This window comes from Streptomyces mesophilus, assembly GCF_040300965.1.
In the GTDB taxonomy this organism is placed as follows: Bacteria; Actinomycetota; Actinomycetes; order Streptomycetales; family Streptomycetaceae; genus Streptomyces; species Streptomyces mesophilus_A.
Window position 1 is genome coordinate 36,204 of sequence record NZ_JBEPEW010000044.1, and the last position, 20,333, is coordinate 56,536.

At 70.3% G+C, this 20,333-nt stretch carries 17 protein-coding genes and 1 pseudogene; 13 read left to right on the forward strand and 5 right to left on the reverse strand.

The window, feature by feature from the left end; translation table 11 throughout:
- Window positions 1-33: 33 nt before the first annotated feature.
- The 3 genes from ABT367_RS17840 to ABT367_RS17850 are packed head-to-tail and all read right to left on the reverse strand — an operon-like array spanning window position 34 to window position 3,215.
- Complete coding sequence (locus ABT367_RS17840) at window positions 34-873, reverse strand: carbohydrate ABC transporter permease (RefSeq protein WP_352254039.1); 840 nt, start codon at window positions 871-873, stop codon at window positions 34-36.
- 28 nt (window positions 874-901) lie between these two features.
- Window positions 902-1,870: a carbohydrate ABC transporter permease gene (locus ABT367_RS17845; RefSeq protein ID WP_352254053.1), complete on the reverse strand. Its 969-nt coding sequence runs from the start codon at window positions 1,868-1,870 to the stop codon at window positions 902-904.
- Window positions 1,871-1,895: 25 nt separating this feature from the next.
- A complete protein-coding gene (locus tag ABT367_RS17850; protein ID WP_352254040.1) occupies window positions 1,896-3,215 on the reverse strand; it encodes an ABC transporter substrate-binding protein in 1,320 nt (439 codons plus the stop codon).
- Between the two features lie 183 nt (window positions 3,216-3,398).
- Here ABT367_RS17850 and ABT367_RS17855 point away from each other — a divergent pair, with 183 nt between their 5' ends.
- The 5 genes from ABT367_RS17855 (at window position 3,399) to ABT367_RS17875 (ending at window position 7,433) form a co-directional block, all read left to right on the forward strand.
- Complete coding sequence (locus ABT367_RS17855; RefSeq protein ID WP_352254041.1) at window positions 3,399-4,616, forward strand: ROK family transcriptional regulator; 1,218 nt, start codon at window positions 3,399-3,401, stop codon at window positions 4,614-4,616.
- Between the two features lie 200 nt (window positions 4,617-4,816).
- Window positions 4,817-6,001 (forward strand): cytochrome P450 family protein, encoded by a 1,185-nt coding sequence (locus ABT367_RS17860; RefSeq protein WP_352254042.1) that lies wholly within the window; start codon window positions 4,817-4,819, stop codon window positions 5,999-6,001.
- A gap of 61 nt (window positions 6,002-6,062) precedes the next feature.
- On the forward strand, window positions 6,063-6,527 hold the full coding sequence (locus ABT367_RS17865) for a PaaI family thioesterase (protein ID WP_434975485.1): 465 nt from the start codon (window positions 6,063-6,065) through the stop codon (window positions 6,525-6,527).
- Between the two features lies 1 nt (window position 6,528).
- Window positions 6,529-7,041 carry a hypothetical protein gene (locus ABT367_RS17870; RefSeq protein ID WP_352254043.1) on the forward strand — a complete coding sequence of 171 codons (513 nt, stop codon included), beginning with the start codon at window positions 6,529-6,531 and terminating at the stop codon, window positions 7,039-7,041.
- A 53-nt stretch (window positions 7,042-7,094) separates the two neighbouring features.
- Complete coding sequence (locus ABT367_RS17875; RefSeq protein WP_352254044.1) at window positions 7,095-7,433, forward strand: hypothetical protein; 339 nt, start codon at window positions 7,095-7,097, stop codon at window positions 7,431-7,433.
- A 61-nt stretch (window positions 7,434-7,494) separates the two neighbouring features.
- On the opposite strand, the gene ABT367_RS17880 is transcribed toward ABT367_RS17875, so the two are convergent.
- Window positions 7,495-8,493, reverse strand: a complete 999-nt coding sequence (locus tag ABT367_RS17880; RefSeq protein WP_352254045.1) for a Gfo/Idh/MocA family protein — start codon at window positions 8,491-8,493, stop codon at window positions 7,495-7,497.
- A gap of 100 nt (window positions 8,494-8,593) precedes the next feature.
- On the opposite strand from ABT367_RS17880, the gene ABT367_RS17885 reads away from it, so the two are divergent.
- From ABT367_RS17885 to ABT367_RS17905, 5 genes are all read left to right on the forward strand, one after another.
- Window positions 8,594-9,376 carry a GntR family transcriptional regulator gene (locus ABT367_RS17885; RefSeq protein ID WP_352254046.1) on the forward strand — a complete coding sequence of 261 codons (783 nt, stop codon included), beginning with the start codon at window positions 8,594-8,596 and terminating at the stop codon, window positions 9,374-9,376.
- Between the two features lie 225 nt (window positions 9,377-9,601).
- Window positions 9,602-10,597: a substrate-binding domain-containing protein gene (locus ABT367_RS17890; RefSeq protein WP_352254047.1), complete on the forward strand. Its 996-nt coding sequence runs from the start codon at window positions 9,602-9,604 to the stop codon at window positions 10,595-10,597.
- Window positions 10,598-10,794: 197 nt separating this feature from the next.
- Complete coding sequence (locus ABT367_RS17895) at window positions 10,795-11,802, forward strand: sugar ABC transporter substrate-binding protein (protein WP_352254048.1); 1,008 nt, start codon at window positions 10,795-10,797, stop codon at window positions 11,800-11,802.
- A 61-nt stretch (window positions 11,803-11,863) separates the two neighbouring features.
- Window positions 11,864-12,895: an ABC transporter permease gene (locus tag ABT367_RS17900; protein WP_352254049.1), complete on the forward strand. Its 1,032-nt coding sequence runs from the start codon at window positions 11,864-11,866 to the stop codon at window positions 12,893-12,895.
- On the forward strand, window positions 12,892-13,752 hold the full coding sequence (locus tag ABT367_RS17905; protein ID WP_352254050.1) for an ATP-binding cassette domain-containing protein: 861 nt from the start codon (window positions 12,892-12,894) through the stop codon (window positions 13,750-13,752). Before ABT367_RS17900 ends, ABT367_RS17905 begins: the two co-directional genes overlap by 4 nt.
- A gap of 75 nt (window positions 13,753-13,827) precedes the next feature.
- On the opposite strand, the gene ABT367_RS17910 is transcribed toward ABT367_RS17905, so the two are convergent.
- The gene (locus tag ABT367_RS17910; RefSeq protein WP_352254055.1) at window positions 13,828-14,241 is read right to left on the reverse strand and encodes a CoA-binding protein; all 414 of its coding nucleotides are present in this window, start codon (window positions 14,239-14,241) and stop codon (window positions 13,828-13,830) included.
- Window positions 14,242-14,528: 287 nt separating this feature from the next.
- On the opposite strand from ABT367_RS17910, the pseudogene ABT367_RS17915 reads away from it, so the two are divergent.
- The 3 genes and pseudogenes from ABT367_RS17915 to ABT367_RS17925 form a co-directional block, all read left to right on the forward strand.
- A pseudogene (locus ABT367_RS17915) lies at window positions 14,529-15,656 on the forward strand (ROK family glucokinase); the annotation flags it as partial.
- A 135-nt stretch (window positions 15,657-15,791) separates the two neighbouring features.
- On the forward strand, window positions 15,792-16,373 hold the full coding sequence (locus ABT367_RS17920) for a sugar kinase (RefSeq protein ID WP_352254051.1): 582 nt from the start codon (window positions 15,792-15,794) through the stop codon (window positions 16,371-16,373).
- A 323-nt stretch (window positions 16,374-16,696) separates the two neighbouring features.
- On the forward strand, window positions 16,697-19,516 hold the full coding sequence (locus ABT367_RS17925) for a DEAD/DEAH box helicase (protein ID WP_352254052.1): 2,820 nt from the start codon (window positions 16,697-16,699) through the stop codon (window positions 19,514-19,516).
- Window positions 19,517-20,333: the final 817 nt, after the last annotated feature.

The window sequence follows — 20,333 nt, forward strand, 5'->3', positions numbered from 1 at the left end:
GCGTAAGGAGAGTTGACAGCAGACGCAGGATCGTCACTTCACGGCCCCTGCCGTGAGACCGGCGACGAGATAGCGCTGGAGCAGCAGGAACCCGGCGACCACCGGCACGCTGACGACCAGCGAGGCGGCCATGACCTGGTTCCAGTAGACGTTGTTCTCGGTGGCGTACGCCTTGAGGCCGACCGAGAGGGTGCGGGTGGTCTCGTTGGTCATCACCGAGGCGAAGAGCACCTCGCCCCACGCGGTCATGAAGGCGTACACGGCGACCGCGACGATCCCCGGGACGGCGGCCGGTACGACGACACGGAACAGTGCGCCGAGCGGACCGCAGCCGTCCACCATGGCGGCCTCGTCCAGGTCGCGCGGGATGGACGAGAAGTACCCGATCAGCATCCAGATCGAGAACGGCAGCGAGAACGTCAGATACGTGAGGATCAGGCCGCCGCGCGAGCCGTACAGCGCGATCCCGGTCTGGTTGCCGATGTTCACGAAGATCAGGAACAGCGGGAGCAGGAAGAGGATCCCCGGGAACATCTGCGTGGACAGGATGGTGACCGTGAAGACCCGCTTGCCGCGGAACCGGTAGCGGCTCACCGCGTACGCGGCGAACACCGCGATCACCACCGAGCAGACGGTGGCCGCGCCCGCCACGATCAGGGAGTTCATGAAGTAGCGGGCCAGCGGCACCGTCTCCCAGATGTCGACGTACGGCCGCAGCGTGAAGCTGTCCGGGATCCAGGTCCACTCGCCGAGCGTGTCCTCGAGCGGCTTCACCGAGCCGGACAGCATCACGTACACCGGAAGCAGCGCGAACACGGTGAGCAGCGTCAGGACGATCCGCCGGGTCCAGACGAAGGACCGCGGGGGTGCCATGGGGCTGACATGCGTCCTTGCCGTCGGCCTAGGCATCGGCGCCCCTCCTTCCGCGCGAGGTGAACAGCAGATAGACGGCCGTCACGAGGAGCAGGAACAGCAGCAGGAGCACGGACATGGCCGATCCTGAGCCGAAGTTCCAGGTGATGAACGACGAGTCGTAGATATGGATCGAGACCAGGTCGGCGGCCTCCGGAGCGCCCTTGCCGAAGAGCAGGAACGGGGTGTTGAAGTCGTTGAAGGTCCACAGGAACAGCACCAGGACGAGGACCTGGTTGACGGGCGCGAGCGAGGGCAGCGTGATCCGGCGGATCTGCTGCCAGATGCCGGCGCCGTCGATCGCGGCGGCCTCGTACAGCTCCTTGGGGATGTTCTGCAGACCGGCCATCAGCATCAGGAAGGCGAACGGCCAGGTCTTCCAGACCGCCACGATCGTCAGCGCCCAGAAGCTGTTGTCGCCGATGAGCCAGAAACTGTCGCCGCCGAGCACCGAGTTCACCAGGCCGTTGTCCCGCTGGAACATGAACGCCCAGGTGATCACGGCCGCGTACGCCGGCAGGGCGTACGGCGTCAGGAAGACCGCGCGCAGCACACCGCGGCCGCGGAAGTTCTCCTGCATCAGGATCGCGGCGCTCACCCCGAACAGCCAGGAGAAGCCGACCGCGAGGACCGTGAAGGTGCAGGTCACCCAGAAGGAGTGGAGGAGATCCGCACCGACGGGTGCGTCGAAGTCCACCGCGAGACGGAAGTTCTCCAGGCCCGCCCAGGGGGCGTTGCCCCAGTCGCGGATGTAGAACTGCGTGAGTTCCTTGAAGGCCATCACGATGCCGACGACCATCGGCACCAGGTGGATGACCAGTTCGAGGACGAGGGCCGGGAGCAGCAGCAGATACGGCAGTCCACCGCGCCGTATCCGGTCGGGTATCCGCAGCCGGCGGCGCCGGGGCGGACCCCCGGCGGGGGAGCTCGGAGCTTCCCCCGCCGCGGGCGCCTTGATGTCGAGCGAGGTCACGACGTCGGCCTCAGCTCTTCGTCATCTGCTGCTCGGCCTTGCCGAGCGCGGCCTTCACGGACTCCGTGGTCACCGGCCGGCCCGCCGCCGCGTCGGCGAACAGGTCCTTGATGGCCGTCCCGACGACGGTCTCGAACTGCGACTCCTCGGGGACCTGCGGCAGCGGCGCGGCGCTCGTGCCGAGCACATCGCGCAGGACCGACGTGTCCGGCTTGTCGAAGGCCGCGTCCTGCTGAGCCGTCTTCACCGGCGGGATCGAGCCGTATGTGGAGTTGAGGATCTTCTGCTCCTCGTCCGAGGTCATGAACTTCACGAAGTCCAGGGCGCCGTCGAGGTTGTCGGTGTTCTTGAAGACCGAGATGTTGATCCCGGCCACCATCGAGTTGATCTGCTCGCCCTGGCCGGGCGTGCCCGACTGCACCGGCACGGGAGCGACGCCGTACTCGCTCTCGTCCATGCCCTGCGACTTGAAGGTGGACGCGGCGGCCTGCCAGAGGACCATCGCCGCCTTGCCCTTGGAGAAGTCGCTCAGCGACTGGTTCTGGGCGTACTCGGCGGCGCTCTTGGTGGTGATCTTGTCTTTGGCCATGAAGTCCACCCACTGCTTCACGCCCGCGACCGCGCCGTCCGAGGTGAAGTCGGGCTTGCCGTCGGCGGTGAAGAAGTCGGCGCCGTGCTGCTTGGCCAGGACGAAGGCCTGGTGGATGTGGTTGGAGAGATTGCTGCCTTCAAGAGCGAGACCGTAGGTGTCGCCCTTGGTGACCTTCTTGCCGGCCTCGACCAGCTCGTCCCAGGTGGCCGGGGGCTTCTCTATGCCCGCGTCCTTGAAGATCTTTTTGTTGTAGTAGAGCGCGTACGACAGGGAGTACAGCGGCACCGCCGCCGGGTCCTTGCCCTGCGCACCGGCCGCCGCGACCGCCGACTCGGTGAAGCGGTCCCGGCCGCCGATCTTGTCGAAGCTCTTCGCGTCCCACGGCAGCAGCGCACCGGTCGCCTGCAGTGAGGCCGACCAGGTGTTGCCGATGTTCAGGACGTCCGGCCCCTGGCCCGAACTGGTCGCCGCCAGGATGCGGTTGAGGAGATCGGACCACGGGATGACCTCGAGCTCGACGTCGATCCCGGTCTGCTTCTCGAACTTCGCGATCTCCTTGGTGAGGATCTTCTTGTCGGCCTCGATGCTCGGCCCCTGGTTCGAGGCCCAGTACGTGAGCTTCTTCGGGGCTTTGTTGCTGCCTTCGTCGTTGGTCGCCGTACCGCCGCCGCACGCAGCGGCGGTCGCGGTCAGGGCGATGACGAGGGCGGTGGCTGCGGCGGCTCGCATTGTGCGCATGAGGGCCCCTCTCCAGGGGGTGGCCCCGTTCAACTCATGAACGGGCGTCACGGCTAAATTCAAGGCGTGAGTTAAGTAGTAAGAGAAGGGGGCGTCAAGAGCTCGCGCACGAGTTGACCAGCACGTTATGGTCACGGTCGTAGGGGAGTTGAGCCCCTGTCCGTGGTGGCGAGGGGAGCGACGATGGCACAACCACACCGGCGCACGGTGCGTGACCTGCGGCGCAGCAACCGCTCGACCGTGCTGGCCAAGCTGTATTTCGAAGGCCCGCTCAGCCGCCAGGAGCTGGGTCCCCTCACCGGCCTCAGCTCGGGCTCGATCAGCAATGTCGCGGGCGAACTGATCGCGGACGGCCTGGTCGAGGATGCCGGCTCCGTGGACTCGGACGGCGGCCGGCCGCGCACGCTCCTGCGGGTCGCGCCCGGCAGCGGGCATCTCGTGGGTGTGGACGTCGGCGAGACGCGGGTACGCGTGGAACTCTTCGACCTGACGCTGACCGAACTCGCCCGCGCAGACCTGCCGTTGCCGCCGGACGGACATGACGTCGAGCGCGTGGTGCGGCTCATCGGCGAAGGGCTGCGGCAGGTGATGGAGCAGGTGCCGCCTTCGACTCTTCTGCTCGGCATCGGTGTGGGCGTCCCCGGCATCGTGGACTCCGGTGCGGTCGTGCACGGTCAGACGATCGGCTGGGACGCGGTGCCGCTCGGTTCGCTGCTGCGCGCCGCCGGCCAACTCCCGCCGGACATCCCGCTGTTCATCGACAACGGTGCCAAGACCCTGGGCCGCGCCGAGATGTGGTTCGGCGCGGGCCGCGGCGCGCGCAACGCCGTGGTCACCCTGATCGGTTCGGGCGTCGGCGCGTGCGTGATCGCCGACGGCGTCCCGTACCAAGGGGCGAGCAGCAGTGCGGGGGAGTGGGGGCACACGGTTCTGCAGGTGAGGGACGGGCGCGCCTGCCGGTGCGGCTCCCGCGGCTGTCTCGAGGCGTACGTGGGTGCCGAAGCGCTCCTGGAGCGGTGGTGCGAGCGGGGCGGCACCTGGTCGGCTCCGGACGAAGAGGGAGCCCTTGCCGAGCTGTTGGGTGCCGCCGATACGGGCCCGCTTCTCGACGAGACGGCCGAGTACCTGGGAGCGGGCATCGCCGACCTGGTGAACCTCTTCAACCCGGAACGCATCGTGGTCGGCGGCTGGGCGGGCCTGCTGCTCGGCCCCCGGCTGCTGCCTGCGGTCCGCGCGGCGGCGGCCTCGTACGCGCTGCGGCATCCCTTCGCGGGGACATCGCTCGTGCTCGGCCAACTGGGGCCGGACGCGGTGACGGTGGGGGCGGCGACGCTGCCGCTGGCCCGGTTCCTGGAGACGGGGGGTTCGGTGCGGGGGAAGGTGGCGTCGGGGGCGGGGTGAGTGGGGCGGTGTGCGGCCGGCCGGGGTGTTTCCGGCGATGTGGCCGCGCGGGGTGCCCGTTTGGCGTGGCTGCATGACCTGGCCGTACGAGGTGGCGCCGACGACACGGCGGATGATCGCTCAGGGAACCGGTCCGGGCCGCTGCCCGTTTAGCCTCGTGTGGCAAGGACCTCGGGGCCGACCGCAGGGAGAACCGTTTCATGGCGGAGATCGTCGATCTGGGCGCCCATGGCGATCAGTTCACCAAGGACCCGTATCCCGTCTACGCGGAGCTCCGCAGCCGCGGCCCCGCTCATTTCGTCCGGCTCGCCCCGCCGTACCAGGAGGCGTACGTCTGGCTGATCGTCGGCTACGAGGAGGCGCGCGCCGCGCTCAACGACCCCCGCCTGGCCAAGAACCCCTCGGTGATCGGTGGCGCGGGACTCGACGGCGACCTGATCGGCACCCACCTGCTCCTCGCCGATCCGCCCCAGCACACCCGGCTGCGCAAGCTGGTGGCGCGGGAGTTCACCGCCCGCAGGGTCGAGGCGCTCGCCCCGCGCGTCCAGGCGATCACCGATCAGCTCCTCGACGCGATGGGCTCGCGGGGGCGGGCGAACCTGATCGACGCCTTCGCCTTCCCGCTGCCCCTCACCGTGATCTGCGAACTCCTCGGCGTACCCGCCATGGACCGCGAGGCCTTCCGCGCGATGTCCAACGAGGTGGTCGCACCCACCGGGGTCGAGGCGGAAGCGGCCGCGGTCGCGCAACTCGCCTCCTACCTCAATGAGTTGATCGAGGACAAGCGCTCCAGCGCCCCCGCCGACGACCTGCTCAGCGCCCTGATCCGCACCACGGCCGAGGACGGCGACCAGCTCTCCGCGGACGAGCTGCGCGCGATGGCCTTCCTGCTGCTGATCGCCGGCCATGAGACCACGGTCAATCTGATCGGCAACGCGGTGCACGCGCTGCTCACCCGGCCCGAGGAACTCGACGCCGTACGGGCCGACTCCGGCCGCCTCGACGCGGTGATCGAGGAGACCCTGCGGTACGAGGGGCCGGTGGAGAACGCCACGTTCCGCTTCACCGCCGAACCCGTCACGATCGGCGAGGTCACCATCCCGCAGGGCCACGCGGTCCTGGTCTCGCTCGCGGCGGCCGGGCACGATCCCGCACGCTTCCCCGAACCCGACCGCTTCGACCCGGACCGCTCCACGCAGGGGCATCTGGCGTTCGGCCACGGCATCCACTTCTGCATGGGCGCACCGCTCGCCCGGCTCGAAGCCCGGATCGCGCTGCGCAGCCTCCTGGAGCGCTGCCCGGACCTCTCGCTCGACGGGACACCAGGGCCCTGGCTGCCGGGGATGCTGGTCCGGGGGGTGCGAAAACTCCCGGTGAAGTGGTGAAATGCGGGCCGCAGCCCCTAGCGCCGCAGCCCCTAGCACCGCAGCCCCGGGAGGAAGCCCGATGAGCACGACGCCGGACCCGACGCCGGACTCGAAGCCGGACTCGATGCCGGAGTTCGACCTCGCCGTCGCCGAACAGGTCCTGGACGCCCAGCCGTTCAGCCGCCTCCTCAAGACGCGCATCACCGCCTTCGGCGACGGTGCGGCCGTGCTCGAACTGGACATCCGCGAGGAGCTCGAACAGCAGAACGGGTTCCTGCACGGCGGCGTGCTCGCCTACGCGGCCGACAACTCCCTCACCTTCGCGGCCGGTTCGGCCCTCGGGCCCTCCGTGCTCACCGCGGGTTTCTCCATCCAGTACATGCGCCCGGCCCGCGGCCGCTGCCTGCTCGCGCGTGCTGCGGTGGTGCACGCGGGCCGCCGTCAGGCGGTGGCCCGCTGCGACCTGGTGTGTGTCGACGACGACGGCAAGGAGACGCTGGTCGCGGTCGCCCAGGGAACGGTCCTCAACACCTCGGGCAGCTGACGTGCAGCGCCAACTGGAAATAGCGGCCGAACTCACCGCACGCCTCGGCGGCGGCGAGGGCTTCCACCACGTCCACTGGCGCTCCCAGCTCGAACTCGCCCTCGACTGCTTCGTCTGCGAACGCACCGGCCGCACGACCGTCCTCGAACTCGGCGCGGAACGGGCCCTGTGCTCGGGCAGCACCAGCAGCGGATTCCCCAGCCACTACACGGCGGCCCGCATCGCGGCCTTCGACGTCACCTCGGGCGACGACCGCCTCGCGCTGCGCGCCGTGGTCAGCTTCTGGTGGGCCCCGTTCACCGACGCCCGTACGGGCCTGCGCGGCGCGGCCCCCACCCTCCAGCCCTGGGTCCGCCTCCACCTCGCGTACAACTGCCCCGACGAGGAAGCCAAGGACCCCCACCCCTTCACCACCCAGACCAACGCGATCCGGCCCACGAGCGAATCCTGCACCCACTGCACCCGCCCGGTCGCCACGAGCACACGGGCGCCTACCATCCGGTTGATGGACTGAAGGCCGCAGGTATTGCAGTGCGTGCGGTCTGCTGGCTGTGTCAGCCTGCCGCCATGCCCGAACTGCGCGAGCACGCCGGCCGTCACTACGCCGTCCGGTTCACCTACGCGTTGCCCGACGACGCGTGGGCCGTGGAGCTCAGCGAGGCTGTGCCCGCCCCGGTCGAGGGGGCTGAAGGCCTCAGCGGACAGCGCTACTTGCCCGGTTCCGCGTTCCTCGTGGCATTCGTGCCCGATGAAGATCCGCACCAGGAACCGTCCCTGCACATCCACAGCCACGACGAGCACGTCATCCCGTACGAGATCATGTGCTGGTTCATGGAGCAGGTTGCCGACCAGGTGGAGCGCTGCCGCATCGCGTTCGGACAGGAAGGCCCCGAAGCGGCAGGGTGACGACGCACCCGCGGCGATGCGGACGCCCGCACCAGCGGCCCTCTGCCACCGGCCCGCCCCCTCAGCGGACCTCCGCCACCCGCACCGCCCGCCCCTGCCGTCGGGACACCTCGCAGGCCTCCGCCACCCGGAGTGCGGCCAGGGCCTCGTGGCCGTCGCAGGGGTTCTCGCGTTCGCCGAGCAGCACCGAGACGAACGCGGCCAGTTCGGCCTCGTACGCGGGGGCGAAGCGTTCCAGGAAGCCCGGCCAGGGCTTGGTGGCGGCGGGCGGGCCCTGGGGTTCCGTCGAGGCGATGGGCGTGCGGTCGTCCAGACCGGCCGCGATCTGGTCGAGTTCGCCGGCCAGTTCCATACGGACGTCATAGCCCGCGCCGTTCAGGCGCGTCGCCGTGGCCGTCGCCACCACGCCGTCCGACAGGGTCAGCACGGCCGCCGCCGTGGACACGTCGCCCGCCTCGCGGAACATGGGCGGGCCCGCGTCCGACCCCGTCGCGTACACCGTCTCGACCTCGCGGCCCGTCACCCAGCGGAGCATGTCGAAGTCGTGGATCAGACAGTCGCGGTACAGGCCGCCGGAGAGGGGCAGGTACTCGGGCGGCGGGGGAGCGGGGTCCGAGGTGATCACCCGCACCGTGTGCAGCCGGCCGAGGCGACCGGACGCCACGGCCTCACGCGCGGCCGTGTACCCGGCGTCGAAGCGGCGCTGGAAGCCGATCTGCAGCACCGTGCCCGCCTCCTCCACCTCCGCGAGCGCCGCCAGCGTGCCCGGCAGGTCGAGCGCTATGGGCTTCTCGCAGAACACCGGCAGGCCGGCCCGCGCGGCCTGTTCGATCAGCGTGGCGTGGGCCGAGGTGGCCGCCGTGATCACCAGTGCGTCGACGCCCCACGTGAAGACCTCACGTACGCCTGGAGCCGCCGTCTGACCGAGACGCTGGGCGAGTTCGGCGGCCCGCGCGGGGTCCGCGTCCGCGATCAGCAGCGAGCCCACATCGCGGTGGCGGCTGAGCGCGGCGGCATGGAAAGAGCCGATCCGGCCGGCTCCGATGAGTCCGATACGCATGGCCCTAACGTGGCAGGCCCGCAAAGCCCTGTCCATTGTTTGTCAGGACAATCGAACCTCACCACTTCCTGCCAACCGGCCACGGGACTACGCTCGCCCCGTGTCCAAGCCAGCAGGGCAAGTCGAGGGGAGACCGGCGGGCAACGCCTCGCTGCAGCTCGGAGTCGACCGCAGCAGCCCCGTCCCGCTGTACTACCAGCTGTCCCGGCAGCTGGAGGAGGCCATCGAACAGGGCAAGCTCGCCCCCGGCAGCCTGCTCGGCAACGAGATCGACCTCGCGGGGCGCCTCGGCCTGTCCCGCCCCACCGTGCGGCAGGCCATCCAGTCCCTCGTGGACAAAGGACTCCTCGTACGGCGCCGCGGCGTCGGCACCCAGGTCGTGCACAGCCAGGTGAAACGCCCGCTCGAACTCTCCAGTCTGTACGACGACTTGGAGACCGCGGGCCAGCGCCCCGCCACCCAGGTCCTGCACAACACCGTCGAACCCGCCTCCGCCGAGGTCGCCGCCATGCTCGGGCTCGCCGAAGGCGCGGACGTCCACCGCATCGAGCGGCTGCGGCTCGCGCACGACGAGCCCATGGCGTATCTGCGCAATCACCTGCCCGTCGGGCTGCTGCCGTTGGAGACCGCGGACCTGGAGGCCACCGGCCTGTACAAGCTGATGCGCAACGCGAGCGTCACCCTGCACAGCGCCCGCCAGTCCATCGGCGCCCGGGCGGCCACCGCCCAAGAGGCCGCGCGGCTCTCCGAGTCCGAGGGCGCGCCGGTGCTCACCATGGCCCGGACCACCTTCGACGACATGGGCCGCGCGGTCGAGTACGGCTCGCACATCTACCGGGCCTCGCGCTACTCCTTCGAGTTCCAGCTCCTCGTGCGCGGCTGATACGCCGCCGGCTACTCGTGCGCGGCTGATACGCCGCCGACTCCTCGTGCACAGCTGATACGCCGCCAACTCCTCGTGCACAGCTGATACGCCTCCTGCCCGGTGCCCCGAACCGACTGCGTAACGAAGTCCGAATGTTCTGACAAACGCATTGACGGGGCTCAGTGCCGCGACTAAAACACGTCCAGCCGCATCCCGGCGGCCGTGAGAAGAGGTGGGCCCACCATGCGTACACGCCGCACAGCAGCAGGCATAGCCGCCTTCGCGGCGGCCGCCGTCCTCGTGGCCGGGTGCAGCAGCTCCGGAGGCAAGGACTCCGAGGACAAGCCGGAAGAGGGCGGCGGGGGCAAGGTCTCCGGGCCGAAGCTGACGATCGGCATGGTCACGCACTCCGGCAAGGGCGACGCCTTCTGGGACATCGTCCAAAAGGGCGCCCAGGCGGCCGCGGACAAGGACAACGTCGAGTTCCTGTACGCCAGCGACGACCAGGCGCAGGGCCAGGCCCAGCACGTCCAGTCGTACATCGACAAGAAGGTCGACGGCATCATCGTCACGCTGGCCAAGCCCGATGCGATGAAGGACGTGCTCGGCAAGGCGAAGGCCGCCGGCATCCCGGTGATCACCATCAACTCCGGCGGCCAGTTCTCGAAGGAGTACGGGGCGCTCAACCACATCGGCCAGGACGAGTCCGTGGCCGGTGAGGCGGTCGGCGCCGAGCTGGACGAGGGAGGCCGCAAGAAGGCCCTCTGCGTGATCCATGAGCAGGGCAACGTCTCCCTCGAAGAGCGCTGCGCGGGCGTCAAGAAGGCCTTCGGCGGCGACACCGAGAACATCAACGTTCCCGGCACCGACATGCCCCAGACGCAGTCGCAGATCGCCGCCAAGCTGCAGGCCACCGAGGGCATCGACGCGATCGTCACCCTGAACGCGGGGATCGCCGAGGCCGCGATCAAGGCCAAGGGCGACGCCGGCAGCGAGGCCCAGGTCTCCACCTTCGACCTGAACGAGGCCGTCACCCAGCAGATGAAGGCCAAGGAGATCACCTTCGCCGTCGACCAGCAGCCCTACCTGCAGGGATACCTCGCGGTGGACGGGCTGTGGCTCTACCGGAACAACCTCAACGTGATCGGCGGCGGACAGCAGGTGCTCACCGGTCCGGCCATCGTCACCGAGAAGGATGTCCCGCAGCTTGAGAAGCTGGCCAAGAACGGCACGCGATGACCGCTGCGGACGCATGGTCCGTACCCGCCGTGCCCAGCCGCTCGGCGTCCGGTCCGGGCAGCCGCTCGACCGTATGGCCGAGCGGCTGCCCGGTACCTGACCGGCGACCTAGATCACCGGTCAGTAATACTGGGGCGTTCGCGGTCGCATACGCGGCTGCGGCGTACCTGGCAAGGCAGCAAGAAGGGCACGGCTTCGTGGCAAGCGTTCGGACCTGGGTGGGCATCGCGATGGCGGCGGTGCTCGGAGCAACGATCACCGGGTGCAGCAGCACGGGCGGCAAGCGCGCCGAGGACGCCCGCAAGGCCTCGGCCGAGGCACAGGGCAAGGCCGCCGTGAACACGCCCAAGTGGACCTTCGCCATGGTCACCCACTCGGGCGACGGCGACAGCTTCTGGGACATCGTGCAGAGCGGCGCCCGGCAGGCCGCCGTCAAGGACAACATCAACTTCCTGTACGCCCACAACGACCAGGCACAGGACCAGGCCCAGCTCGTCCAGTCGTATATCGACAAGAAGGTCGACGGGCTGATCGTCACGCTCGCCAAGCCGGACGCCATGAAGGGCGTCATGGCCAACGCGAAGAAGGCCGGCATCCCCGTGATCACGGTCAACTCCGGCTCCGCCGAGTCCAAGGAGTTCGGCGCGCTGAGCCACATCGGCCAGGACGAGGAGATCGCCGGCGAGGCCGTCGGCGAGGAGCTCAACGCGCGCGGCAGGAAGCAGGCCCTGTGCGTGCTGCACGAGCAGGGCAACGTGGGCCACGAGCAGCGCTGCGCCGGCGTCAAGAAGACCTTCAAGGGCAAGCTCGAGAACCTCTACGTCGACGGCACCAACATGCCCGACGTCCAGTCCGGCATCGGCGCCAAGCTCCAGGCCGACACGGACATCGACACCGTCGTCACACTGGGCGCGCCCTTCGCCGACGCCGCCGTCAAGGCCAAGGCGGACGCCGGCAGCGACGCCGAGGTGGACACCTTCGACCTCAACGAGGACGTCGCCCGCGGCCTGCAGGAGAAGACGTACGGCTTCGCGGTCGACCAGCAGCCGTATCTGCAGGGCTACGAGGCCGTCGATCTGCTCTGGCTCTACCGCTACAACCTCAACGTCCTCGGCGGTGGCCGGCCCGTCCTGACCGGGCCGCAGATCATCACCGACAAGGACGCGGGCGCGCTGCTCGAATACACGGAGCGGGGGACTCGATGAGCATCGGTTACGTGGAGCGGGTGGACCGGATGACTTCCGGTCACGTGGAGCGGGGGACCCGATGACCACAGCGACCGTGGACGAACGGCTCCTGCGGACCTCCCTGTGGCGCAAACTGCTCGCCCGGCCCGAGCTGGGCGCGGTCATGGGCGCCGTCGCCGTCTTCATCTTCTTCTCGTTCGCGGCGGACAGCTTCCTGCGGATGTCCTCGCTGAGCACCGTGCTGTACGCGGCCTCCACGCTCGGCATCATGGCGGTGCCGGTGGCGCTGCTGATGATCGGCGGCGAGTTCGACCTCTCCGCCGGCGTCCTCGTCACCTCGTCGGCGCTGGCGTCCTCGATGATCAGCTACCAGCTGACGGCCAACGTCTGGGTCGGCGTCTTCGTCTCGCTCCTGGTCACGCTCGCCATCGGCATCTTCAACGGCTTCATGCTGACCCGCACGAAACTGCCGAGCTTCATCGTCACGCTCGGCACGTTCCTGATGCTCACGGGCCTGAACCTCGGCCTGACCAAGGCCATCAGCGGCACCGTGCAGACCAAGTCGATCGCCGACATGGAGGGCTTCTCCTCCGCGCGCAAGGTCTTCGCCTCCGAGATCTCCCTCGGCGGCGTGAACTTCAAGATCACAATCCTGTGGTGGCTCGCGCTGGTCGCGCTCGCCACGTGGATCCTGCTGCGCACCCGCTGGGGCAACTGGATCTTCGCGGTCGGCGGCAACGGGGATGCGGCCCGCGCCGTCGGCGTCCCGGTCACCAAGACCCGTATCGGCCTCTATATGGCCGTCGCGTTCGGCGCCTGGATCTCCGGACAGCATCTGCTCTTCTCCTTCTCCCGGGTGCAGTCCGGCGAAGGCGTCGGCAACGAGCTGATCTACATCGTCGCGGCCGTCATCGGCGGCTGTCTGATCACCGGCGGATACGGGTCCGCGATCGGGTCGGCGTTCGGCGCGCTGATCTTCGGCATGGTCAGCAAGGGCATCGTGTTCGCCGAGTGGAACGCCGACTGGTACAAGTTCTTCCTCGGCGCGATGCTCCTGCTCGCCACCCTGCTCAACCACTGGGTACGCAAGCGTGCGGAGGCCACGAAATGACCGACGCTTCCCCGACGTCCGCAAAGGCTCCTGTGCCGGGCGAGGCGCTGGTCTCGCTCGAGGACGTCAGCAAGTACTACGGCAACATCCGCGCGCTCGAAGGCGTCTCGCTGGAGGCGCACGCCGGTGAGGTCACCTGTGTGCTCGGTGACAACGGTGCAGGCAAGTCCACGCTGATCAAGATCATCGCGGGTCTGCACCAGCACGACGCGGGCACCTTCCGCATCGAGGGCGAGGAAGTCCGCCTCACCAAGCCCCGCGAGGCCCTGGACCGCGGGATCGCCACGGTCTACCAGGACCTGGCGGTCGTCCCGCTGATGCCGGTCTGGCGGAACTTCTTCCTCGGCTCGGAGCCGACCAAGGGGGCGGGTCCGTTCAAGCGCATGGACGTCGAACTCATGCGCCGTACGACCCGCGAGGAACTGCTGCGCATGGGCATCGACCTGCGCGACGTCGACCAGCCCATCGGCACGCTCTCCGGCGGTGAGCGCCAGTGCGTGGCCATCGCGCGCGCCGTGTACTTCGGCGCCAAGGTCCTGGTCCTCGACGAGCCGACGGCGGCGCTCGGCGTCAAGCAGTCCGGCGTCGTCCTCAAGTACGTGGCGGCCGCACGTGACGCGGGCCTCGGCGTGGTCCTCATCACGCACAACCCGCACCACGCGTACCTGGTCGGCGACCGGTTCGTACTGCTCAAGCGCGGCACGATGGCGGGCAGCTTCCTGAAGGCGGACATCGAGCTCGACGAGCTGACGCGCCAGATGGCGGGCGGCTCGGAGCTGGAGGAGCTCAGTCACGAGCTGGAGCGGGCACCGGAGCCGCTGCATCTGGGCGGGGAGCCGACGGACAAGGCGTCGTGAGGGCAGGCCCCGGCCTCGGCTGAACCTTGCCGCGCAGCGGCGTAGGTCGGGCCGAGGCCGGGAGCCTGCGGCCCGTCAGCCCAACCCCAGTCGGGGGATCTCGCGCCCGGGGGAGCGGTCCATCACCATCAGGAGGCCGGCTTCACGAGTCCTGTCGTAGGCGGCCTCGTCGATGACGTCGAGCTGGAACCAGACCGCCTTCGCGCCGATCGCCACCGCCTGGTCCGCGATGTCGCCGGCGAGCGCGGAGTTGACGAACACGTCGACGACATCGACGGGGAAGGGGATCTCCGCGAGGGAGGCGTAGCCCTGCTCGCCGTCCACCGTCTCCGCCTTGGGGTGCACGGGCACCACCCTCTTGCCGAGGCGCCGCAGCTTCGCGGCCACGCGGTAGGCGGCCCGTTCGGGGTTGTCGGACAGGCCCACCACGGCCCATGTGTCTCCGGCGCCGGTGAGGATCCGCTCGATGGTGGCGTCATCGCCGTACAGGGGGACTGTCGCGTCTGCTGGCATACGCAGAAGCTAGCCAGACTGAATACTGTATGCAATACCTCGTCGTCAGATCGACGGCAGCCCACGGCCCGGTCGTCGGCGGGCTCGTGCGCTCCTCGGCCCGGCGCCGGCACCGTCCGCGACACCACCGGATCGGCCAAGCCCCAGCTCAAGTGGCTTAGCCACCCCTGGGGCGACACCCGGCCCATGGCAAGGCCCGCGCAGCACTCCATCGCACGGGCCGAACCGTCCCGCCGACGTCGAGCCCCATAGAATCGCCAGCGATGAGCACCTACCGCGACTTGACGCACCGAGGCTCCGCGCGAGCAACCCTCCGCACCGTCGGCACGCGCGAACGCCGCTCACATCTGACCGCACCCCGTGTGCCGACCGTCGGCATCGACATCGGCGGTACGAAGGTGATGGCCGGCGTCGTGGACGCGGACGGAGTCATCCTGGAGAAGCTCCGCACGGAGACCCCGGACAAGTCCAAGAGCCCCAAGGTCGTCGAGGACACCATCTGCGAGCTGGTGCTCGATCTCTCCGACCGGCACGACGTGCACGCCGTCGGCATCGGCGCCGCCGGCTGGGTCGACGCGGACCGCAATCGCGTCCTGTTCGCCCCGCACCTCGCCTGGCGCAACGAGCCCCTGCGCGAAGCCCTCGAATCCCGGCTCGCCGTCCCGGTCCTCGTCGACAACGACGCCAACACCGCCGCCTGGGCCGAGTGGCGCTTCGGCGCGGGCCAGGGCGAGGACAACCTCGTCATGATCACGCTCGGCACCGGCATCGGCGGCGCCATGCTGGAGGGCGGGCAGGTCAAGCGCGGCAAGTTCGGCGTCGCCGGCGAGTTCGGCCATATGCAGGTCGTCCCCGGCGGTCACCGCTGCCCCTGCGGCAACCGCGGCTGCTGGGAGCAGTACAGCTCGGGCAACGCGCTGGTCCGCGAGGCCCGCGAGCTGGCCGCGGCCGATTCCCCCGTCGCGTACAACATCATCGAACGCGTGCAGGGTCAGGTCTCCGACATCACCGGGCCCCTGATCACCCAGCTCGCCCGCGAGGGCGACGCGATGTGCGTGGAGCTCCTCCAGGACATCGGCCAGTGGCTCGGTGTCGGCATCGCCAACCTCGCCGCCGCCCTCGATCCCTCCTGCTTCGTCATCGGCGGCGGCGTCAGCGCGGCCGACGACCTCCTGATCGTGCCCGCCCGCGACGCGTTCCGCCGCCAGCTCACCGGCCGCGGCTACCGTCCGGAGGCCCGTATCGCCAAAGCGCAGCTCGGACCCGAGGCCGGCATGGTCGGCGCGGCCGATCTGGCCCGTCTGGTCGCCCGTCGCTTCCGCCGCGCCAAGCGCCGCCGCGTCGAGCGCCACGAACGCTACGAGCGGTACGCCCAGGCGATCCGCAACGGACGTATCCCGCCGCTCGACACCAAACTCGACACCAAGGCGGGGGGCTCGGCGGACACCCAGGTCGCCGGGCCCGGAACCGCCGGCGCCGGCGACTCCAGCCCCGGCGGCTCCAGCACCACGCAAGGAAACCCGTAGATGCCGTCCGTGCCCCGCCAGTCCCCGCCGCCGGACGAGCCGCCGCGCCGGCCCGAGGAGGACCGCCGGCATATGATCCGGCGCCGCTGGATCACCGCGATCATCATCGTGCTCCTGATCGGTGTGCCGGCCGTGTATCTCGCGATCTCCGCGGGCCAGAGCCGGGACAGCGGTCGTGACAAGGAGGCGAAGTACTCCGCGACCGGACTGACGGCGGGCTGGCCCTCGCGGGTGCAGCGGCGGATCTACGAGGTTCCGATCCCGCCGAAGTCCGGGAAGGTCGCGTACTACGAGACCAACAACTGGCGCACCAGCCGGCTCTACGTCCAGTTCCAGACGACCGAGGCCGGGCTGGCGGGCTTCCTGAAGGGCATCGGCGAGTCCACCGACGACCTCGAACCGGGCAAGATCACCATCAATGCCCGGGACCAGCGCGTCGTGGGCTGGGAGTTCACCGGCGCGGGACCGTGGTCGGGACTGACCCACAAGCAGAGCAATCCCCGGCCGACCCAGGACGTCACGGTGAACACCGCCGATCCGAAGCGGCCGATGGTGTACGTGGTGTCGCGGGCGACTCCGTAGGGTCGCTGCTCCGTTGGGCGGGCGGCCGTCGAGGGTGACTCCGTAGGGTCGCTGCTCCGGCGGGCGGCCGGCTGGCGAGGGCGAACCCGTAGGACCGCTGCTCCGTTGGGCGGGCGACCGGCCGACGGGCCGGTTGAAATCGCCGCCGCCGACCGGCCGGCGGGCCGCTTGAAACGCCTCCGACCTGCGCAGATGCCCGATTGTCAGTCCCGCTCCGTAAAGTCGTCGGCAGCTGACCGGACCGCGGTCGGCGCGACCGCAGCCGACCGGACCACGTCGGCGCGACCGCAAGGGACAGGACAGGACAGGAGGTGCGACCCGCCATGAGCCATGCCGAGCTCGCCCGCCTCGCGCCCGTCTTCCTTTCCGCACCCCTGCCCCGTGACGGCCGCCTCGCGTTCTGGTCCCCGGACGACACACCCCTGCCCGCCGGCATCGGACGGATCACGGAGCTCGACGTCGTCCGCAGACGAGGTGCCGTGGTCCGCACCGTCGCGGTGCCGGCGGTCACGCTCGAGATCGAGCAGGCTCTGCCGGCGCTGCTGCACGCCCGCGGCGCGCCCCGAGCCCATCCGGCGGCCGCCTGCTGGGGCGCCGCCGCGCACTTCGCCCTGCACCTCGTCGCGCGCGGCCGGCTGCTCCCCGGACTCACCGGTGAGGATCTCGACGCCTGGCGTGCGGGACCGCTCGAAGCGGATGACATCCGCTATCTGCGCGCGGTAGCCGAGGCGTTGCCGTACGAAGGCCACGCGAGCCCGCTGCCCGACAGCAAACCGCTCCAACTCCCGGCCCCCGAAGCCTTGATCCGCTCCTTCCTGGACGCGGTCGCCGACACCCTGCCCCGTACCCCTGCCGCCGCGCACGCGGTCGGGGCGCCGTTCGCCGCGCGTGCTCCGCAGCGGCTGCCGCAGGCACGGGACTGGGCCGCGGAGGCCGCCGCCGGGATGGACACCGGAGTGCGGATCTCGCTCCGGCTCGACCTCAGCGGATACCACCTGTTCGACCGTGCCGAGGACGAGCGCAGCCCGGGTGCCGCCGCGATCGTCCAGGTGCACAGCCTCGCCGACCCCACCCTGGTGATCGACGCGGCGGCCCTGTGGGCGGGGGAGGGCGACGCGGTGTTCGGGCCGCGGGCGCGCGTCGACGCGGCACTCGCGCTGCGGCGTGCCGCCCGCGTCTGGCCGCCCCTCGAGCGGCTCACCGAACGGGACACCCCTGACGTACTGTCCCTGACGGAGGAGGAGTTGTACGACCTGCTCGGCGTCGCGGCCGCCCGGCTGACCGCCGCCGGGGTGGGTGTGCACTGGCCGCGCGACCTCGCCCAGGACCTGTCCGCCGCGGCGGTCGTCCGCCCGGCCCCGGGGTCGGCCACGGACGGCACCGGGTTCTTCGAGGCCGAGCAACTCCTGGAATTCCGCTGGCAGTTGGCGCTCGGCGGCGATGCGCTCAGCGAGGCCGAGATGGATGTCCTCGCCGAATCGCACCGGCCGGTCGTCCGGCTGCGCGACCAGTGGGTCCTTGTCGATCCCGCGCTCGTACGCAAGGCGCGCAAGCGTGAGTTGGGGCTGCTCGACCCTGTGGACGCCCTGTCGGTGGCGCTCACGGGAGAGGCGGAGGTCGACGGCGAGCCGGTCGAGGCGGTGCCCGTCGGCGCGCTGGCGGCCCTGCGGGAACGGCTGACCGGCGCGCTGGTTCCGGCCGCACCGCCGCCGGGACTGCGGGCGACCCTGCGCGACTACCAACTCCGCGGTCTCGCCTGGCTCGACCAGATGACCTCGCTCGGCCTCGGCGGCTGCCTGGCCGACGACATGGGCCTCGGCAAGACAGTCACCCTCATCGCGCTGCACCTCAAGCGCGCCCGCAGCGAGCCGACCCTGGTCGTCTGCCCGGCGTCCCTGCTCGGCAACTGGCAGCGCGAGATCGAGAAGTTCGCCCCCGGCGTCCCGGTCCGCCGCTTCCACGGCACGGAGCGCACGCTCGACGACCTCGACGGCGGCTTCGTCCTGACCACGTACGGCACGATGCGCTCCGCGGCGCCGCGGCTCGCTCAGCAGTCCTGGGGCATGGTCGTCGCCGACGAGGCGCAGCGCGTCAAGAACCCGAGGTCCGCGACCGCCAAGGCGCTGCGCACCATTCCTGCGCCCGCGCGCGTGGCCCTCACCGGCACCCCCGTGGAGAACAACCTCTCCGAACTGTGGGCCCTCCTGGACTGGACGACCCCTGGGCTGCTCGGCCCGCTCAAGGCCTTCAGGTCCCGGCACGCACGCGCGGTCGAGGGCGGTGAACACCCGGATGGGGCCGAGCGGTTGGCGCGTCTGGTCAGACCGTTCCTGCTGCGCCGCAAGAAGTCCGACCCGGGCATCGTGCCCGAGCTGCCGCCGAAGACCGAGACGGACCATCCGGTGCCGCTGACCCGTGAACAGGCCGCGCTGTACGAGGCGGTGGTCCGAGAGTCGATGGCGGTGATCGAGGCGGCCGAGGGGATCGCCCGCCGCGGCCTGGTCCTCAAGCTGCTCGGCGCGCTGAAGCAGATCTGCAACCATCCGGCGCAGTACCTCAAGGAGGGCGGCACGGCGGGGAACGGCCCGGAGCTCGGCGGGGTGCGCCTTGAAGGGCGCTCCGGCAAACTCGCCCTGCTCGACGAGCTGGTGAACACGATCCTGTCGGAGGACGGCTCGGTGCTCGTCTTCACGCAGTACGTGGGGATGGCCCGCCTCATCGCCGCCCATCTGGCCACCCGGGCGGTGCCGGTCGAGGTGCTGCACGGGGGGACGCCGATCGCGGAGCGCGAGAGGCTCGTCGACCGCTTCCAGGCCGGTGCGACTCCGGTGCTCGTGCTGTCGTTGAAGGCCGCGGGCACGGGTCTGAACCTGACCAGGGCCGGCCATGTCGTGCACTTCGACCGCTGGTGGAATCCGGCGGTGGAGGAGCAGGCCACCGACCGCGCGTACCGCATCGGCCAGACCCAGCCGGTCCAGGTCCACCGGCTGATCACCGAGGGCACGGTGGAGGACCGTATCGCGGAGATGCTCGCCGCGAAGCGGGAGTTGGCCGAGGCGATCCTGGGTTCGGGTGAGTCCGCCCTGACCGAGCTCACGGACCGCGACCTGGCCGACCTGGTGTCGCTGCGGAGGTCGTCGTGAGCGGGTCACCCAAGGGCAGCCCGGCGGACCGGGCACGCGAGGCACTTCGGGCGGCGCGGGCGGAGCGGGAGGCTCGGGCGGAGCGGGAGCGGTCGGGGGCGGGGGGCGACGTTGGGTTGGGGGCGGGTTCGGGGGTCGACTCGGGGTCGGGTTCGGGTGGTGACGTCGGCTTGGGCTCGGGAGTCGACTCGGGGTCGGGTTCGGGTGGCGAGGCCGGCTTGGGTTCGGGCGGCGACGCCCGTTTGAGGTCGGGTTCGGGCGCTGGGTTGGGGTCGGGTTTGGGGGGTGCCGCCGGTTCGGGTTCGCGTGGCGACGCGGGTTCTGGTTCGGGCGGCGACTCCGACTCGACTTCGGGCGCTGGCGCCGGCTTGGGCTCGGGCGGTGACGTCCGCTTGGGGTCGGGTTCGGGTGCTGGCTTGGGATCCGACTCCGGCTTGGGTTCGGGGTTCGACTCGGGCTCGCCTTCGGGTTCTGGTTCGGGCGTCGACTCTGGCGCGGGAGCGGAATCCGAGGGAGGTTCGGGCGTGGGCTCGACCTCCCCCGACTCGGTGAGCGCTTCCTCGGTGCCGAGTGGCGGCGTGAACGTGGCCGATACGGGGGCGGTGGACAGCTGGCCGGGTGCTCAGGCATCCACGGCGCCGTCCTCGGCGCCACCGATCTCGGCTGAGTCGGAGGGGTCTGCGCGGGATCAGCTGGACGCCGCTGCCTCCATGTCCGGTGACACGGCTCGGAGTTCGTCGCCGGCGGCGGAGACCTCGCGCGCCCAGGAGCAGTCGGGGACTGCGGGCAGAGCGGGCGCGCCCGGCCCGGATCGACC

Excerpts from the sequence above, each read along its gene's own strand:
- ABT367_RS17890 (WP_352254047.1), top strand. The coding sequence starts at position 9,602 with ATGCGTACACGCCGCACAGCAGCAGGCATAGCCGCCTTCGCGGCGGCC.
- ABT367_RS17850 (WP_352254040.1), bottom strand. The coding sequence starts at position 3,215 with ATGCGCACAATGCGAGCCGCCGCAGCCACCGCCCTCGTCATCGCCCTG.
- ABT367_RS17900 (WP_352254049.1), top strand. The coding sequence starts at position 11,864 with ATGACCACAGCGACCGTGGACGAACGGCTCCTGCGGACCTCCCTGTGG.
- ABT367_RS17925 (WP_352254052.1), top strand. The coding sequence starts at position 16,697 with ATGAGCCATGCCGAGCTCGCCCGCCTCGCGCCCGTCTTCCTTTCCGCA.
- ABT367_RS17865 (WP_434975485.1), top strand. The coding sequence starts at position 6,063 with ATGAGCACGACGCCGGACCCGACGCCGGACTCGAAGCCGGACTCGATG.
- ABT367_RS17880 (WP_352254045.1), bottom strand. The coding sequence starts at position 8,493 with ATGCGTATCGGACTCATCGGAGCCGGCCGGATCGGCTCTTTCCATGCC.
- ABT367_RS17875 (WP_352254044.1), top strand. The coding sequence starts at position 7,095 with ATGCCCGAACTGCGCGAGCACGCCGGCCGTCACTACGCCGTCCGGTTC.
- ABT367_RS17905 (WP_352254050.1), top strand. The coding sequence starts at position 12,892 with ATGACCGACGCTTCCCCGACGTCCGCAAAGGCTCCTGTGCCGGGCGAG.
- ABT367_RS17840 (WP_352254039.1), bottom strand. The coding sequence starts at position 873 with ATGGCACCCCCGCGGTCCTTCGTCTGGACCCGGCGGATCGTCCTGACG.
- ABT367_RS17860 (WP_352254042.1), top strand. The coding sequence starts at position 4,817 with ATGGCGGAGATCGTCGATCTGGGCGCCCATGGCGATCAGTTCACCAAG.
- ABT367_RS17855 (WP_352254041.1), top strand. The coding sequence starts at position 3,399 with ATGGCACAACCACACCGGCGCACGGTGCGTGACCTGCGGCGCAGCAAC.
- ABT367_RS17920 (WP_352254051.1), top strand. The coding sequence starts at position 15,792 with ATGCCGTCCGTGCCCCGCCAGTCCCCGCCGCCGGACGAGCCGCCGCGC.